This window comes from Pseudoalteromonas sp. ND6B, from assembly GCF_000764215.1.
GTDB classification, from domain to species: domain Bacteria; phylum Pseudomonadota; class Gammaproteobacteria; order Enterobacterales; family Alteromonadaceae; genus Pseudoalteromonas; species Pseudoalteromonas tetraodonis.
The window spans coordinates 27,583-42,711 of sequence record NZ_JQFL01000035.1 but is presented as its reverse complement, the minus strand read 5'-3'; the positions used below and the strand labels follow the sequence as shown (position 1 = coordinate 42,711).

Here is a 15,129-nt window from a genome sequence, read left to right as displayed (position 1 = left end):
AGCGTCTCTTCGCCCTCTTTGTGCATAATTCTTAAAATCTATTTAAAATCAGAAGTAAATGAGCTTGCAACGTGTCGTTATCTAAGCTAACGCGGTTACAAGCTTGCCTTTTTCATGCGTAGGTTGCATGGCCATTCGATCAGTGCCTTTTTCGTATTCTTGCTCCAGCATTTTTTGTAACTCTGCAAGCTGCTCTTTAATGGTGTCTATATCAGCACCTTGCTCTTGGAGTTTTTCTGCCAATGCCTCGATTGCTGCTTTTAACTCTGCAATTTTTTCTTTATCAACTCCTAATCGTTGATAGATAAGCGCCTCTTGCGCATTTTCTAAAAAGCTTTTGTCTTGTGGCTTAGCGCTTGCTATTTGCGTTTGTTCGCTATCACTGGTTTTAGCTGTTGCCACAGGGCCAGAAGTTGCCGCTACTTCGTCAGCTTTTGCCGGTTTATTTATTGTACTAATATAAATACTATATTGATTTTTAAAGGTTATTGATGTCATCAGCTCAAATCCATTTTTGCGTTAAAATATCTATCTTTAACTATTTTCACTTAGATACTTGTATGTGAATAACTACAGCAACTTTAATACCAACTTATATTTGTTATTCGCTTCGCTTTAACTCTTTATTTTAAATTAAGCCCATTTAGCTCATTACGCACCCATTGCTTATCGAGATATTGCTCTAAATTCAGCTGGGCAAATTTTAAAAAGCTGCGCGCAGCATGAGAAATATGCCTGTCTGTGCGCACTACAAAATACCAATGGCTGGCTAAGCAGGTGTCGGTTACATTGAGCACTTTAAAACTGTTATCGCCTTTTGGTAATACATGATGGGAAAGCACCGCAATCCCCATTCCCGAGGAAACAGCAACTCGTATGGCTTCGTTACTGGCCATTTGCACACTATCACTAAGGACTAAACCACGGCTTTGTAATTCGCTTTCAAAAAGCATACGCGTAGCAGAGCCTGGCTCTCTTAATAAAAATCGATATGGCATTAAATCAGCTAATGTTAATGCTTTTACATCGGCAAGCGGATGATCAAGCGGCACAATAAAGACCAAGGGGTTATGTAAAAAACGCGCAGCTTGGGCATGTTCAAGTGATGGTGGGTGGCTAAACACATAAATGTCGTCTTCTCCACGCTCAAAACGCGCTAACACTGCAGAGCGGTTGCCAATTTCCAATGGCAGCTCTACATGGGGATGGGCATTACTGTAAGGCCCAAGTAACTTAGGTAAAATATATTGTGCAGTGTTTACCATGGCAATTTTACAGCGCCCGCGCTCCCCGCCTTTAAGCTCGGCTAAATAGTCTTGGTAATCATCAAAGTGACCAAACACTTGCTCACAAGTTCTAAATAATTGTAAGCCAGCCTCGGTAACCTGTAATTTTTGCTGTTGCATAACAATTAAAGGTTCATTAACGGTTTCTTGTAAGCGCTTAATTTGCAAAGAAACGGTAGGCTGGGTTAAATGCAATTGCCGAGCTGTTTCGCTAATGGAGCCGGTTTTAACTACACTCATAAAGACTTCGAGTAGCCTAAATGATAGTTGCCTTATGTTCATTACTCACCTCATAGATTTTTATCTATAAGATACTATCATTCATTTTATTATTTACTATACAAAGATAGGTTTACAATAGCTCCGCTTAACAAATTGAGTAACTAATAACAAAAAGGAGAACAGTGTGCCTGATATCGTCGTAATGTTTTTTATTTTAGGATTAGTGGCGGGGATTTTACGTTCTGATTTAGCGATACCTAAAGCCACTTATGACACACTAAGTCTATTGTTAATGCTCACCATAGGGTTAAAAGGTGGCATGGTGCTGCATGGTAACTTAAGCTGGCAACTTCTTCCTGAAATGGCCTCGGTTATGTTACTCGGTGGTCTTATTCCCCTTACTCTTTACCCTATTTTAAAATATGTTGTTAGACTCAGTGTGGCTAATAGCGCCAGTATTGCCGCGCATTATGGCTCGGTAAGCGCAGGTACCTTTGCAGTTGCATTGGCTTATGCAGAGTCGGCTAAATTAGAGGTAGGTGCTGAGGTTACACTGTATTTAGTGATGCTCGAATTACCTGCCATTATTGTCGGTTTAATGCTGTATCGTAAACTCGATAAACAACATAGCCAAAGTAATACACTGTCACTCAAAGCGCTTTGGCACGAAACACTCACTAACAAAAGCGTGATTTTATTGGTAGGCGGTGTGATCATCGGAATGATGTATGGCACACAGCAAGGCAGCCAAGTAACCAGTCTTTTAACCAGTAGTTTTAAAGTAGTACTGGCATTGTTTTTACTTGAAATGGGTTTAGTGGCTGCGCAAACTCTGCGCCCATTTCCTTGGCAGCATTGGAGACTCGCTGCATTTGCTATTATCACTCCGCTATTTTTAGGTACTATTGGCGTGGCTGTAGGCACACTATTAAAATTAGAATTAGGCTCGGTGGTGATACTCGGTAGTTTAGTGGCTAGTGCGTCTTATATTGCAGCCCCTGCGGCAATTAAAGCAGCCGTTCCCAAGGCTGATATTGGCCTAGGTATGCTGAGCTCTTTAGGGGTAACGTTTCCGTTTAATGTGATTGTTGGTATTGGTTTGTACCATAAGCTTGCGCTTGCCATGCATTAAAATAAACACCAATAAAGCCCAACATGGGCTTTTATTTTTTAACTATGCCCCGCCATTACTAAGTTATTACCCTCTTTAAAAACTCAACAAATATAAAACAAAAACGCTAACTTATTTCTACAATCAGATTGCAATTAAGCGATTAGTTTACGTAAAAAAACATTTTAAAAATTATTTTGATTGAGCAATTAAAAAACACTTTACTTGGTATAAAAAGCAGCATAAATTCGCAGCCAAATTAACCTGCTTCAAATAATCGCGCCACTATCACACCTAAATCAGCAATTATTTAAACCCTTTTTATCGGAATAATCTAATGGTGGAACTTGCCGCTAATAGTAAATCAAATAATCCTTTAGCCCCTGTTATTGGTTTATCTTTTTTTGCTATTGCTTCGGGCTTTTTAATGAGCCTGATCCCGTTATCACTGAGTGCTTTTAAGTTAAGTATTGATCTTGCGCCTTGGCTTGCCAGCGTCTTTTATTTTGGTTTACTTATTGGCGCGCTGTGTATTGAGCGTGTGGTAGTAAAAATTGGCCACCGTATGGCATTTATCGCATTTTTAATGTTGCTGATCATCAGTGTTATTGCACAGATCATTTCCCCTACAGCCACAATGTGGTTAATTGCTCGCTTTGTTGCTGGTATTGCTGTTGCGGGAGTATTTGTAGTGGTTGAGTCGTGGTTGTTAATGGCGAATACACCTAAGGCGCGAGCTAAACGCTTAGGTTTATATATGACCTCTTTATATGGTGGCAGCGCTGTGGGGCAATTAGCAATCACACCGCTTGGCACTGAAGGTGCCGTACCGTATTTATTTGTCGTTGCCCTTTTGGCGTTGGCTATTTTAGCTCCATTATTAATTACCACAGGCCAACCTAATGCTCAGCAATTACAAAAGCTGCCACTTAAAGAGTTAAAAACTCTCAGCCGCCCTGCTATTTTAGGCTGTTTAGTATCAGGATTATTACTAGGCCCTATTTACGGGTTATTACCAGTTTATATAGCCGCGCAAACTGATCAAGCCCAATATACCGGCTTACTTATGGCGGTGATTATTTTAGGTGGCATGCTGGTGCAACCTTTAGTGAGTTATTTATCAACCCGTATTATAAAAAGCTTACTTATGGCTATTTTTTGTTTTGTTGGTGCTGCCAGCGTAATGGGAATATTAAACGCGCATAGCTTTGGCGGATTAGTTGTAAGTTACTTTGTATTAGGTGCGTGTAGTTTTGCACTTTATCCGATTGCAATTACTTTGGCGTGCGACTCGTTACCTATGGCAAAAATAGTGTCAGCCACTGAAATAATGCTGCTCAGCTACAGTGTTGGCTCTGTATTAGGCCCGTTGTTGGCAACGCATTTTTCTGATGCAAGCCATGGTGTGCTTATTTATTTAGGTGGTTGTTTAATTACCACCTGTATTTATATGCTCATAAAAAGTATGAAAAAAATACCCACAGGTAACACCCCTGTTGCAGGTTAACTAACGCGATAAACCGCTTAAGCTTATTCGTTTGCCACTAAGCGGTTTATACCTGCGCTACCACTTTAATAGCTATGTTTTTAACTCTTTTAGCTCAATTTGATACTCGTTTATGAGCTCGTCAACAAAACAGCTGCGGTTGTTGTCATCACTTATGATAAACACCTTGTGTTTAGCACGAGTGAGCGCCACATAAAATAAGCGTCGCTCTTCGCTATGGGCATACAAATCTTTATCGGGTAACAGAGCTTCTAACATTGCAGGCGATGGCTTAGTGCTCGGAAATCCAAATTGCCCGCCATGCATACCTAATATAACTACATAATCGGCTTCTTTACCCTTTGAACCATGAAAGGTATCACACTCAATTTGTAATGAAGAAAAGGTGTGCTGCAAGGCGTTAATATCGGCTTTAGTAGGTAACTGAAAGCGGTAGCGTGCCAGTAAATACACAACAGCGGGCTTATTTTTGTTGATAGTGTCGAGTACATGGGCAAGTGCCCCATTATTTAGCTCAGCTATTTTTGTATTTTTGCTTGAGACAACATTCGCTGTTTTTAATATGCTAATAGCGGGCTTTGTCACTTGTGATAACGAGTTAATTTGCTTAGCTAACTGGGCAGGGTTTTTCATGATAAAACATGAAGCAACCTCACTAATTTTATTATTAAAACGAAACGTAACATCCAGTATGGTTTGTGTGGTAAAACCAAAATGTGCGGCAAATTCTGTGGTAAGGCGCATATCAGCACCACTAAAACGGTAAATAGCTTGCCAGTCATCGCCTACTACAAACAAAGAGCTTCTAGGCTTACTATCGCGCAGCGCTTTAACCAACGCCGCACGCGTAGGCGATATATCTTGAAATTCATCAACCATGATATAACGCCAAGGTGATATAAACTTTCTTGTATTAACATAATCGAGGGCTTTGAGGATCATATCGTCAAAGTCTATTTCACCTTGAGTATCTAAATAATGGTTATAGTTGGCTAGTAATGGCTTTAATAATTTCCAAGCCTGCTGTATCTGCTTTGAATCGTTCTCAAGCGTTATATTTGCTGTTTTATACACGCTAATTAATTGACTAAATAAAGTCGCTAATTTGGTTAAATAACCGCCAGCTTTTATCTCTTGTAGAAGCGCTATATGATTAGGCTTTGCAGTGCTTAATTCAAACCCACTTTTAACGTCATTAAGATTGTTATTTATATAGTTTACCAATGCTTTAGCATACTGTGGCTTAGCATTAGCAAGCGATTCAAAACACCCTTCAACCCATTTTATTTTAGCTTTTTCGTTTTCAGCAAGTTTAGATATTTTAGGCGTTTTTCTCTCAACCTCACTAATAATTGTTAAACCTAAGCTGTGAAAAGTGGCGGTTTTTATAGCCTGTGTATTCAGCTTAGCTTTAATACGTTCGTCCATTTCACTGGCAGCTTGCTTACCATAGGCGAGTAATAAAATATCATCGTAATTAGCTTGCTCACTGTTTACTAAATAGCCCGCTCGCGCCACCATTACACTGGTTTTACCTGTGCCGGCTCCGGCTAATACGAGGTTATTATCGTCATCGATAATGCATGCCCGTCTTTGATTTTCAGTAAGTGGGTTTGCTTCAACGTTATCGAAAAAACCAGCATAACGCTGCAACTGTGTCTGTGTGTATTTATGCTGTAAAAAGCGAGTTAATGAATCGCTCCACTGACTATATTGTTCGAGCAGTTTTATTTGCGTGCTAACAACTGCCAATGCCTCACTCTTTTTTATCCAAGGTAACCAGCGGTTGTATTGTTGTTTAACGCGCTGTTTTATATCTGCCACATAGGATTGACGCAAAAATTGATGATGTGCAAATTGGTTAATATTTTCTAGCAGCTCATTTAATGGTTCAATATTATTATTGACCCATAGCTGATCCGTCTTGGCTTTAAGTATTCGGTGACTGCCATAAGCCCTCATCCACACTCGATACTGCCCAGACTGTGTTGAAAAACGTAGTGTTTGTCCAAGCACCCCATATTCATAACAAATAGGCGAGGTTAAATCGCACCAATTCAGTGTATCTGTGTGCTTGTTGTTGTTAATGACTAAACCTTGTTGATTAATATCAACAGCGAGGTGTGGGGTAAACAGGCGGCCAAATACGCTGGGGAAAATAGAATTCATTAACAGCAGAATTCCTTTATAAAAATGAACCAATTAACGCTATTTTAAGGTAATACGCGCTGTAAGGATAATAAATCTGGCGGTAAAATTTTCAACGCGTTAAAGTAGAACAAAAAACAACCAATCAATTTATCCATTTCCTTGGCATAACTCCCTATTGTGACTAATATTTACTCTACATACAGTGATTTAACAAGGATTGAAACATGCGAATTAACTCAATTAGAACCAAAGTTATTTTACCTATTGCTTTTTTAGCACTGATCCTTGCAGGTTTACTTGTTTCAATTGCATCAATTACTTACATACAAGACAACGCGATGAAAAGGCAAACCGAAACCTTTTTTGAAGCCGTTACCGTTATTTTAAATGCTGACAGAGACATATACCAAGCACGTATTGCACTGGAAAATCTACTCAGTGCCACAGGCGATAATGAGACCAATAAAGCAGAGTTTTTAGAAAACGCTGAACAAGTCAAAGACCGCTTCAACAAATACTTAACGTACTTAAAAGATGAACAAGCATTATTGTCAAAACATGACTCTTTTTCTCGTTTTGAGCCTTTATACAATCAATGGCTAGACCACAGTAAAACGTTAATGGATTCCAGTCACTCACAAGGTAAAATGCAAAGTGATTTGAATCAAACTGAATCTGAATTTTTACAAATACGAGAAATGATGGATCAAGCTGGTGAAGAGCTTCGCATCCATACCAATAAACAGCAGCAAGATAAAGTCGGCTCAGAGTTATTAAGTCGCTATGTAGAAGCAATGGCCGAGGTGCTCAATGCAGATAGAGATATATACCAAGCTCGACTAGCAAAACAAAAAATTGTAAACCAACATGGCGAATTGGCACAAAACCAAAAACTATTTGAAGAAAATGCAGCTCAGGTTATTCGTCGTTTTAATAGTTACCGCAGCTACTTAATCGATGAGCCACAACTGACACAAAAATACGCTAATTTTGATCAACTTTATCAACAGTGGTACGAGAAAGGAAAAGCGTTAGTTTACTCAAGTTCGGCTAATCAAATAGCCTTAATTGATGATAATTTAGCGCAAGCAGATAAAAGCTTTAATGAATTGAGAGAAATACTTGATATAGCGGGCGAAGAAGCGCGAACCTATGCCCGAAAAGTAAAACATGAAGTGCAAGCTAGCATTCAACTTTTTGAAAAAATTGTGTTTGTTATCATTATTATTGCCTTTATTGTTGCTTTAGCTGTGGGTTATTACATCCCTAAAAAACTCACCGACAATATAAATAATATTACTCTACGAATCCAAGAAATTGCCGCTGGTGATGGTGATTTAACGCAAAGAATTAATACTACATCACATGACGAGCTCGGTGAGCTGAGTAATGAGTTTGATAACTTTTTAGCGCACCTGCAGCAAATAATAAAAAACATTCAGCAGCACTCCATTCAACTAGGTACTGTGACCGGCGATCTTAATAATGTCTCTGATACCGCGATGGACGTGACCCAGCAACTTGCTAATGCGTCTGACTCTATTGTAAGCGCTGGTCATGAAATGGATATGGCAAACCAGCAAATGGCTGAGCTGGCTAAAAATACCGCCCACGAAGCTGATATTTCTAGCGAGCAGGTACAGCAAGGAGTTCAAGCCATTGATGTATCGAGTAAAGCAATTGAAGATTTAATCAATGATATTCAATCGGCTTTATCAAATTCTATTGAATTAGAAAGCAGCTCAACCGATATTACGTCTGTACTTGAGGTCATTAGAAATATTGCCGAACAAACTAACTTATTAGCGTTAAATGCCGCGATTGAAGCTGCCAGAGCTGGCGAGCAAGGCCGAGGGTTTGCCGTTGTCGCTGATGAGGTTAGAACGTTGGCTACTCGCACACAACAAAGCACCGATGAAATAGATACGATGATCCAACGCTTAAATAACAATGTAAAAGCGTCATCAGATTCTATTAAAAACAGTCAAACAAATGCTAATGCCACACTCAGTAATTTTGATGCCGTTATTAGTATTTTTAGCAACCTAACTCACGCCTTTGAAAAAGTGCAGCAAATGTCGGCCGAAACCGCACAAGCAACACAAGAACAATCTCATGTAGCAAACGAGATTAATAGAAATTTGGTATCGTTAAAAGAACAGTCAGCACAAATGAAACAAATCTCTGAGCAAACAACTCTGCAGTCAAAAAATGTATCAGCGCTTTACAAGCAAATGAAATCGCAAGTAGATAGCTTTAAAGTATAGTGCTGTAAGTTTTTAAAACAATGGCGCAGTGTTTACTGCGCAATTAAGTTAAACCCAACTAAGCCGAATAGCCTAGGCTAATGTATCAATAATAATTATTTCACACTCTGTTGTTGCCGTTAGCGTGATAAAATCAGCATGAGTGACCTCAGCACCATCCCCTTTGTTCATGGTAATTACACTGCTTTTGTCATCTACAGTAAATACACCATCAGATGCAAGTACATAAGCTTGATGATCAATACGCTGAGTGATGGTGGTACCTTTTGCAATCTTTCCACCATAAATGCGTGCTTGTTGATTGATAAATAAGGTGTTACCCGCATCTTCTGTATAACCCGACACTAAAAGCGTAAGCTCGTTAGCTACGTCGGTCGGAAATTTTTTACTTTCCCAACGCGGCGGCACATCTTGTTTATTACTTTGAATCCAAATTTGATAAAAAGTAAGTGGCTCATTCGTACGGTTATACTCAGAATGCACAATACCTGTGCCTGCACTCATTACCTGCACTTCACCTTGCTCGGTTATGCCTTTATTACCCATACTATCTTGATGAGTAATGGCACCACTGCGTATGAAACTAATAATTTCCATATTTTTGTGTGGATGCGCTCCAAATCCCATTTCAGGTGCAACCCAATCATCATTAACAACGCGTAATGTACCAAAGCCCATACGTGCCGGATTATAGTAATGTGCAAAACTAAAATGATGTTTAGATTTAAGCCAACCGTGATCGGCACTGCCTAAACTGTTCTTTGGATAATGATTGATCATGGTCTTTCCTCAAAAAGAATAAACATTAATTAATATGGACGTTCACGGTCGTGTGGAGCATCAAAATGATGCTTTGCACCCAGCGGTACTATTTGTGTTGGATTAATCGTTAAGTGGCTTACATAGTAATGCACCTTTGTGTACTCTAAATCGACTGTTTCTTTAACACCCGGTACTTGGTACAGCTCGTTAACGTAATTGCTAATATGGTGAAACTCGCTTAATTTTTGACGGTTACACTTAAAATGCCCGTGATACACCGCATCAAAGCGAATAAGGGTTGTAAATAAACGCCAATCAGCTTCTGTAATAACATCACCAACGAGATAGCGCTGCTTAGCTAAACGCGCTTCTAGCCAGTCTAAACTATCAAATAGTGCGGTGTAAGCCTCGTTGTAAGCTTCTTGTGTAGTAGCAAAACCGGCTTTATATACGCCGTTATTAATGGTGTTATAGACACGGTTATTCACGGCTTCGATTTCTTCACGAAGTGGCTCTGGATAATAATCATCAGTATTGCCAGTGAGCTCATTAAACGCACTATTAAGCATACGAATGATCTCTATTGATTCATTATTTACAATAGTTTGCGTTTTTTTATCCCATAAAATCGGCACAGTAACCCGCCCTTCATAACTAGGATCGGCTTTTAAATATAATTGATAGGCGTAATCTAAGTTATAAAGTGGATCGCCCTGCTCGCCAAATTCCCAGCCGTTTTCCATCATGGGCGCTTCAACAATACTCATAGAAATAATATCTTCGAGCTGCTTTAATTTACGAAAAATAATCGTTCTGTGCGCCCAAGGGCACGCTAGCGATACATATAAATGATAACGCCCCGCCTCAGGGGTAAATTTGCTTTGTGGCGCTGATGAAATAGTATCCCTAAAACGGCTGTCTTGACGTACAAATTTACCGTCGCTTTTTTCGGTGTCGTACCATTTATCGACCCATTCACCGTTAACAAGTAATCCCATGTCCGTCTCCTAAGTATGTAGAATGTGCCAACCTTACGCAGATTGGCAGCTTAAAGTTCAATCAGTTATATGATCAGCTTATTGGTTTAATTTGTTATGAATTTTTCCATCAAGGGATAGCTTTCCAGCTCCTTGAATAAATAAGGCCAAGGTAATTGCCAACAACGATAAACCAAACTCGTAACCGTTGTTGCTCATAAATAAGCCGTTATCTATATGTACGGTAAAAATAGCAACCACCATAGTGATAGCCAGTACAAAACTCGCAGGACGCACCAGCAAACCAACGATGAGTAGTAACCCACCAAAAAATTCAGCGCCACCCGCCATTAATGCCATTAAATAGCCCGGTGCTAAGCCAATCGACTCCATCCATTGCCCTGTGCCTTCCAAGCCATAGCCACCAAACCACGCAAACAGTTTTTGTGCCCCATGAGCGCTAAACACTAATCCTGCAATAAGCCTTAATGGTAGTGTTGCAAAAGACTGTTCAGTTTTTGTGATGACAGCTGTGATATTTTTAATCGTCATAATGTTTACCTGTATTGTTTCTGTTGATTATGCAGCTATTGTATAAGTTGAATTAAAATTAAATAACTCCTATTATTTGCTTTATATGTTCAAATATTTTGAACAGTTAATATTTGGTATGATGATGAATACACCCCCTATTAGCATAGAAGCTTTACTGGTATTAGACGCCATTGAGCATCGTGGCAGTTATGCAGCCGCTGCAGAACAACTTAATAAAGTGCCATCAGCCCTGTCGTATATTGTTAATAAACTTGAAGAGCAATTAAATGTAACTTTATTTCAGCGCCAAGGTCGGCGAGCAGTTTTAACCCCCGCAGGTAAACATTTACTGAGCGAGGGGCGTAAAGTGCTCAATGCTATAAATAATTTATCGGAGCAAACACAAACCATAGCTAATGGCTGGGAGCCTAGAATACGGATTGCTTGTGACTCAATTATTGACGTAACTAATGTTTTTGCTGCTTTGCAACAATTTTTAATTGAACATAAAAGCATTGAAATTGATGTAAAAGAAGAGGTCATGAGCGGTACATGGGAGGCGTTAATAGAAGACAATGTTGACTTAGTGATTGGTGCACCCGCCCCCGTGCCTGCTCAAAAAGGGATCAGAGCAGTGAAAATAACGGATATTCAAAATGTACTTGTGGTTCACCCAACCCACCCTTTAGCAAAAGAGCAAAAACCCATCAAGCCTAGTGAGCTTGGTCAATACACCACAGTGATAGTTCATGACTCTGCAAAACAAAGTATTCCGTGGTCAGCTAATTTAATCGAAGGTAGTCAACGTTTTTATGTAAGCTCCGTAAAACAAAAAATTACCGCTATTTTATCGGGAATCGGGATTGGTTATTTACCAGTAAACCTTATTGCTGAACATATTAAAGCTAAAAAACTTCATGTTGTGGAGCTCATTGAACCACGTCCTATTCAAGACTTATACCTTGCATGGAAAATAACCAACAAAGGTAAAGGATTAAAAAAATTGACTCAACTTTTAATCGACAATAATTTACAGACATGAAATAAGCCAACTACATAAATGCAAAAGCCCATGCTAACTAAATTAGCATGGGCTTTTTTAATCACTAATAGATGTTATAAAGCAAGATCTTGCTTAGCACGTGTTAAGTTGTGCGACACTAACTCGTTACCTGATATTTGCTGTGCTTCGTAAAAGTCAGATAACGCTGCGGTTTCGTTTTTAGCCATTAAACGGCCAACACCGCGGTTACTTAAAGCAAATGAGGTCAGCTCACGTACTTTAAAACGTGGGCCTGTACTTTGCTGTAATAATGTAATTGCTTTTGAGCAAATTTCTTCAGCTTGGCTGTAGTTTTTTGATTTTACATTTAATGCGCAACTGTTAAATGCAACTTCGAATTCTTGTGGGGCTGTTGCAGCCTCTTCAATAACCATTAACTTGTAGTCACTTTGATCAGCCATTACAGCAGCTGAGCAAGTTAATAAAGAGCCAAGAGCGATGGTTTTGATAAGTGAGCGTTTCATGATTAGTTTCCTATTTGGTTAGTCGTGCTTGTTGCCGACAACTAAACTTTAGAGTGTTTACTTAATCTCGACAAACGATTAAAAACAAACCAATAAGTGAAAAAAACTAACCTATAGACTTTAGTCTAATTAAACTGAGCATATTCGTTTTAATAAAAGCGACAAATAACCGCTCGTTTAACTAGGCTGCAAACCCGGCATGATTATTTACTGATTTAAGTAATCAATAACTTCTTCTTGTAAATCAATATATTCATCTTCAGACATATTTAACTTTTTAAGTATAAACGGTTCAAGGCGCTCCCAATCTTTAATTTTTTCATCACGTAAAATACTATTTACTATGCTTTCAGAGAGCTTTAACACACAAAAACAGAGCTGTTGATTAGGATCGGATGTGTCCTCAAGTAAACTTAAATCATGATGGCGTAGGATAAGCTGGCAAATATCTCTTGGTAAATGCCAACTCGATGCTAAGTAATAGCCGATAATGGCATGATTAGCGCCATAAACACGATCTTCAATATCAACTAAACTTTCTTTACTGCTTCTATTTGAACCATGCAGCACATTGACGTAGTCGTCATATTTAATCGCCATCGGAACTATGCCGCAATCATGAAATAAACCGAGAGTGTATAAGTATTCAACTGGAATTTTATTTTTTACTCGCTGCCCAACAATCATGTTTACATTAGCAATTTCAGACGCGTTATCCCAAAAACGCTCTAAACTAATACAACATGTTTTTTGTAAAAACATTTGCTTTAATTTAAGCGCAGGAATAAGTGCTTCTATGCCATTCCAACCTAAAAACATGATGGCTTGTTTTATGTCAGCAATGCTTCGCACTAAGCCGTAAGCGGGTGAATTAACAATTTTTAAAATAGCAGACGATATGGCCACATCTTTAGCAACTATATCTGCAGCAGCCATTAAAGACGGCTCATTTTGATGTGCTAATCTATCAAGATCATCTAAAATTTGCGGTTTTGGGGGAATAATAAAGTTTTTGTTTACATCAGATAATACCTGCTCATTAACGACAAACATCGATGTCTAGCCTCCAGCTAAGCTATATGGATTATTTATTTAATTCCATTTGAACTTTTATACTAGAAGTTGATTAGAGATTTATCAATTTATAGGTGCTGAAATTGGTAGGGTAAAAATGATTTTTAAAACGACAGTAGCACACGCCCAGTATATAGACGTGTGCTTTGAATACTAGCTTATTAGAAGTAATAGCCAATATTAATGTTGAAGCGGCGTTCAGTTTCGCTGCTATCGCCCGCTAATGAGCCACCAACAAACGGCATGTTTTTACCATGAACTAAGTCAAAGTATGTAAATAAACCACCTGCAGCGACCGAGAAACCGGTTACGTTCATCCAGGTATCTTTGCTGTTGTCTGATTTGTCGTAAATAGCGCTGTAGTCATTATAAAACTGTAAGTTTGTTACTGCGCCCCATTGCACCGGCACACTGTATGCTACGTTTGCACTCGACATAGTTGCTTCCGCTGCCATGCTATCGTAAAACGAGTAAGCGCCTACAGCAATGCGGTTTACGTTATCAATATCGTAGTTGTATTCGCCATGTTGTAATTGCAAGTTCCAAGGGCCCATATTACTGTTTAAGTGAAGCGCCCATGCGTTATAGTCACCTGCGCGGTCAACACCATCATGCAAGCCACCAGCAAGCGCTGACACACCAATTTCAGTTTTACCACCCTCATGCTCTATGTGGTAGCCGTAACGACCTGAGAACGTATTATATTCGCCAATTGGATTGGTCGGCTCAGCGTAAACACCATCACCAGCTTCTCTAAAACCAACAATATCGTATGAGTAGCGATCGCTGCGGTTATCTACATAACCATCAACACCACCTAATTCATCATTTTTGAAAAAGCCCAAATCAAGCTGCCAGTTATCGGCAATTTTACGCTTAAATAACACCCCTAAATCGTGGTCGTCTTCAAGGCCTACGTAATAGTTAGTGCTGAAAAAGTAGTTATGTGAATTGTAAGGCCAGTTACCAAAAGGAACCTGAGTAATACCTGCTTGAACTTGCCAATCATCAGCAAAATCGTAAGCAGCATAGGCGTATTTAACAGCTGTCATGTAATCAAAAAAACGAATTTCAGCGTTTAGTTTTACATCACCCACATCGCCTGAGAAATTTAAGCGAAAAATATCAAAGTCAAAATCGCCGCCGCGATTTTTATTGTCGTCATCATACGAGGTGTGGCTATAGTTGGTTCGAACAGCACCGCCAATTTTAATTCCCTGAGGCTTGTGTTCATGTTTAGCTACTTTAACTTCAGCTGTATCTTCTTTCACTTCAATGGTGCGTTCGATTGATTTTTCACTTTTTTGCTCTGCTTTCGCAAGTTGCTTTTGCAGCATTTCCACTTGTTTTTGTAAGCTGCTTAATTGCTGCTTTACTTTATCAAGATCTGTATCTGCATGTGCCTGATGTGAAAAAACAACCATAGCCACTGCTAGTGCTAAAGGTTTCATAGGTGTCATAATTTGTCCTTGCTTGCCTTGTTGATATTATTAACTCGAACTTGGTCAGCGTGAGCTAAGTACCTGCTTGATTTTACATGTTGTTTTACAATGATAACGTATTTTTACAACTCTTCAATTACACCTTGTGATTTTGCGCAACACACCAGCAACACACAAACTACTTTTTAGCAGGGTAAGCATGACAATTAATCATCATTTTAATAAATGAAAGCAGCAGCTTGCAAAATTAAAGCTTAAAAAAATAGTAG

Annotated in this window: 13 protein-coding genes; 4 read left to right on the top strand and 9 right to left on the bottom strand. The window is 39.1% G+C overall.

The window, feature by feature from the left end; genetic code table 11:
* Positions 1 to 81 precede the first annotated feature (81 nt).
* Together ND6B_RS10820 and ND6B_RS10825 are read right to left on the bottom strand one after the other, a co-directional pair.
* Complete coding sequence (locus tag ND6B_RS10820; RefSeq protein ID WP_033103327.1) at positions 82 to 498, bottom strand: hypothetical protein; 417 nt, start codon at positions 496 to 498, stop codon at positions 82 to 84.
* A gap of 125 nt (positions 499 to 623) precedes the next feature.
* Complete coding sequence (locus tag ND6B_RS10825; protein WP_033103326.1) at positions 624 to 1,568, bottom strand: LysR family transcriptional regulator; 945 nt, start codon at positions 1,566 to 1,568, stop codon at positions 624 to 626.
* 124 nt (positions 1,569 to 1,692) lie between these two features.
* On the opposite strand from ND6B_RS10825, the gene ND6B_RS10830 reads away from it, so the two are divergent.
* On the top strand, positions 1,693 to 2,640 hold the full coding sequence (locus ND6B_RS10830; protein ID WP_033103325.1) for a sodium-dependent bicarbonate transport family permease: 948 nt from the start codon (positions 1,693 to 1,695) through the stop codon (positions 2,638 to 2,640).
* Between the two features lie 316 nt (positions 2,641 to 2,956).
* The gene (locus ND6B_RS10835) at positions 2,957 to 4,126 is read left to right on the top strand and encodes an MFS transporter (protein ID WP_024603123.1); all 1,170 of its coding nucleotides are present in this window, start codon (positions 2,957 to 2,959) and stop codon (positions 4,124 to 4,126) included.
* A gap of 72 nt (positions 4,127 to 4,198) precedes the next feature.
* Here the strand turns inward: ND6B_RS10835 and helD are convergent, their stop codons facing one another.
* The gene (helD, locus tag ND6B_RS19600) at positions 4,199 to 6,295 is read right to left on the bottom strand and encodes a DNA helicase IV (RefSeq protein WP_152333068.1); all 2,097 of its coding nucleotides are present in this window, start codon (positions 6,293 to 6,295) and stop codon (positions 4,199 to 4,201) included.
* A gap of 206 nt (positions 6,296 to 6,501) precedes the next feature.
* On the opposite strand from helD, the gene ND6B_RS10845 reads away from it, so the two are divergent.
* On the top strand, positions 6,502 to 8,544 hold the full coding sequence (locus ND6B_RS10845) for a methyl-accepting chemotaxis protein (RefSeq protein ID WP_033103324.1): 2,043 nt from the start codon (positions 6,502 to 6,504) through the stop codon (positions 8,542 to 8,544).
* Positions 8,545 to 8,616: 72 nt separating this feature from the next.
* On the opposite strand, the gene ND6B_RS10850 is transcribed toward ND6B_RS10845, so the two are convergent.
* The 3 genes from ND6B_RS10850 to ND6B_RS10860 all read right to left on the bottom strand — a co-directional run bounded on the left by ND6B_RS10850 (position 8,617) and on the right by ND6B_RS10860 (position 10,835).
* A complete protein-coding gene (locus ND6B_RS10850; RefSeq protein ID WP_033103323.1) occupies positions 8,617 to 9,324 on the bottom strand; it encodes a pirin family protein in 708 nt (235 codons plus the stop codon).
* Positions 9,325 to 9,353: 29 nt separating this feature from the next.
* On the bottom strand, positions 9,354 to 10,304 hold the full coding sequence (locus ND6B_RS10855) for a glutathione S-transferase family protein (RefSeq protein ID WP_024601612.1): 951 nt from the start codon (positions 10,302 to 10,304) through the stop codon (positions 9,354 to 9,356).
* 78 nt (positions 10,305 to 10,382) lie between these two features.
* Positions 10,383 to 10,835 carry a DoxX family protein gene (locus ND6B_RS10860; RefSeq protein ID WP_024601611.1) on the bottom strand — a complete coding sequence of 151 codons (453 nt, stop codon included), beginning with the start codon at positions 10,833 to 10,835 and terminating at the stop codon, positions 10,383 to 10,385.
* Positions 10,836 to 10,959: 124 nt separating this feature from the next.
* Here ND6B_RS10860 and ND6B_RS10865 point away from each other — a divergent pair, with 124 nt between their 5' ends.
* A complete protein-coding gene (locus ND6B_RS10865; RefSeq protein ID WP_024601610.1) occupies positions 10,960 to 11,859 on the top strand; it encodes a LysR substrate-binding domain-containing protein in 900 nt (299 codons plus the stop codon).
* A 74-nt stretch (positions 11,860 to 11,933) separates the two neighbouring features.
* Here ND6B_RS10865 and ND6B_RS10870 read toward each other — a convergent pair whose 3' ends face one another.
* The 3 genes from ND6B_RS10870 to ND6B_RS10880 all read right to left on the bottom strand — a co-directional run bounded on the left by ND6B_RS10870 (position 11,934) and on the right by ND6B_RS10880 (position 14,878).
* Positions 11,934 to 12,344: a hypothetical protein gene (locus ND6B_RS10870; protein ID WP_013465125.1), complete on the bottom strand. Its 411-nt coding sequence runs from the start codon at positions 12,342 to 12,344 to the stop codon at positions 11,934 to 11,936.
* Positions 12,345 to 12,551: 207 nt separating this feature from the next.
* Positions 12,552 to 13,397: an HDOD domain-containing protein gene (locus ND6B_RS10875; RefSeq protein WP_033103322.1), complete on the bottom strand. Its 846-nt coding sequence runs from the start codon at positions 13,395 to 13,397 to the stop codon at positions 12,552 to 12,554.
* Positions 13,398 to 13,579: 182 nt separating this feature from the next.
* Positions 13,580 to 14,878, bottom strand: a complete 1,299-nt coding sequence (locus ND6B_RS10880) for a porin (RefSeq protein WP_033103321.1) — start codon at positions 14,876 to 14,878, stop codon at positions 13,580 to 13,582.
* Positions 14,879 to 15,129: the final 251 nt, after the last annotated feature.

Excerpts from the sequence above, each read along its gene's own strand:
- ND6B_RS10880 (WP_033103321.1), bottom strand. The coding sequence starts at position 14,878 with ATGACACCTATGAAACCTTTAGCACTAGCAGTGGCTATGGTTGTTTTT.
- ND6B_RS10850 (WP_033103323.1), bottom strand. The coding sequence starts at position 9,324 with ATGATCAATCATTATCCAAAGAACAGTTTAGGCAGTGCCGATCACGGT.
- ND6B_RS10845 (WP_033103324.1), top strand. The coding sequence starts at position 6,502 with ATGCGAATTAACTCAATTAGAACCAAAGTTATTTTACCTATTGCTTTT.
- ND6B_RS10820 (WP_033103327.1), bottom strand. The coding sequence starts at position 498 with ATGACATCAATAACCTTTAAAAATCAATATAGTATTTATATTAGTACA.
- ND6B_RS10860 (WP_024601611.1), bottom strand. The coding sequence starts at position 10,835 with ATGACGATTAAAAATATCACAGCTGTCATCACAAAAACTGAACAGTCT.
- helD (WP_152333068.1), bottom strand. The coding sequence starts at position 6,295 with ATGAATTCTATTTTCCCCAGCGTATTTGGCCGCCTGTTTACCCCACAC.
- ND6B_RS10835 (WP_024603123.1), top strand. The coding sequence starts at position 2,957 with ATGGTGGAACTTGCCGCTAATAGTAAATCAAATAATCCTTTAGCCCCT.
- ND6B_RS10855 (WP_024601612.1), bottom strand. The coding sequence starts at position 10,304 with ATGGGATTACTTGTTAACGGTGAATGGGTCGATAAATGGTACGACACC.
- ND6B_RS10865 (WP_024601610.1), top strand. The coding sequence starts at position 10,960 with ATGAATACACCCCCTATTAGCATAGAAGCTTTACTGGTATTAGACGCC.
- ND6B_RS10870 (WP_013465125.1), bottom strand. The coding sequence starts at position 12,344 with ATGAAACGCTCACTTATCAAAACCATCGCTCTTGGCTCTTTATTAACT.
- ND6B_RS10825 (WP_033103326.1), bottom strand. The coding sequence starts at position 1,568 with ATGAACATAAGGCAACTATCATTTAGGCTACTCGAAGTCTTTATGAGT.
- ND6B_RS10875 (WP_033103322.1), bottom strand. The coding sequence starts at position 13,397 with ATGTTTGTCGTTAATGAGCAGGTATTATCTGATGTAAACAAAAACTTT.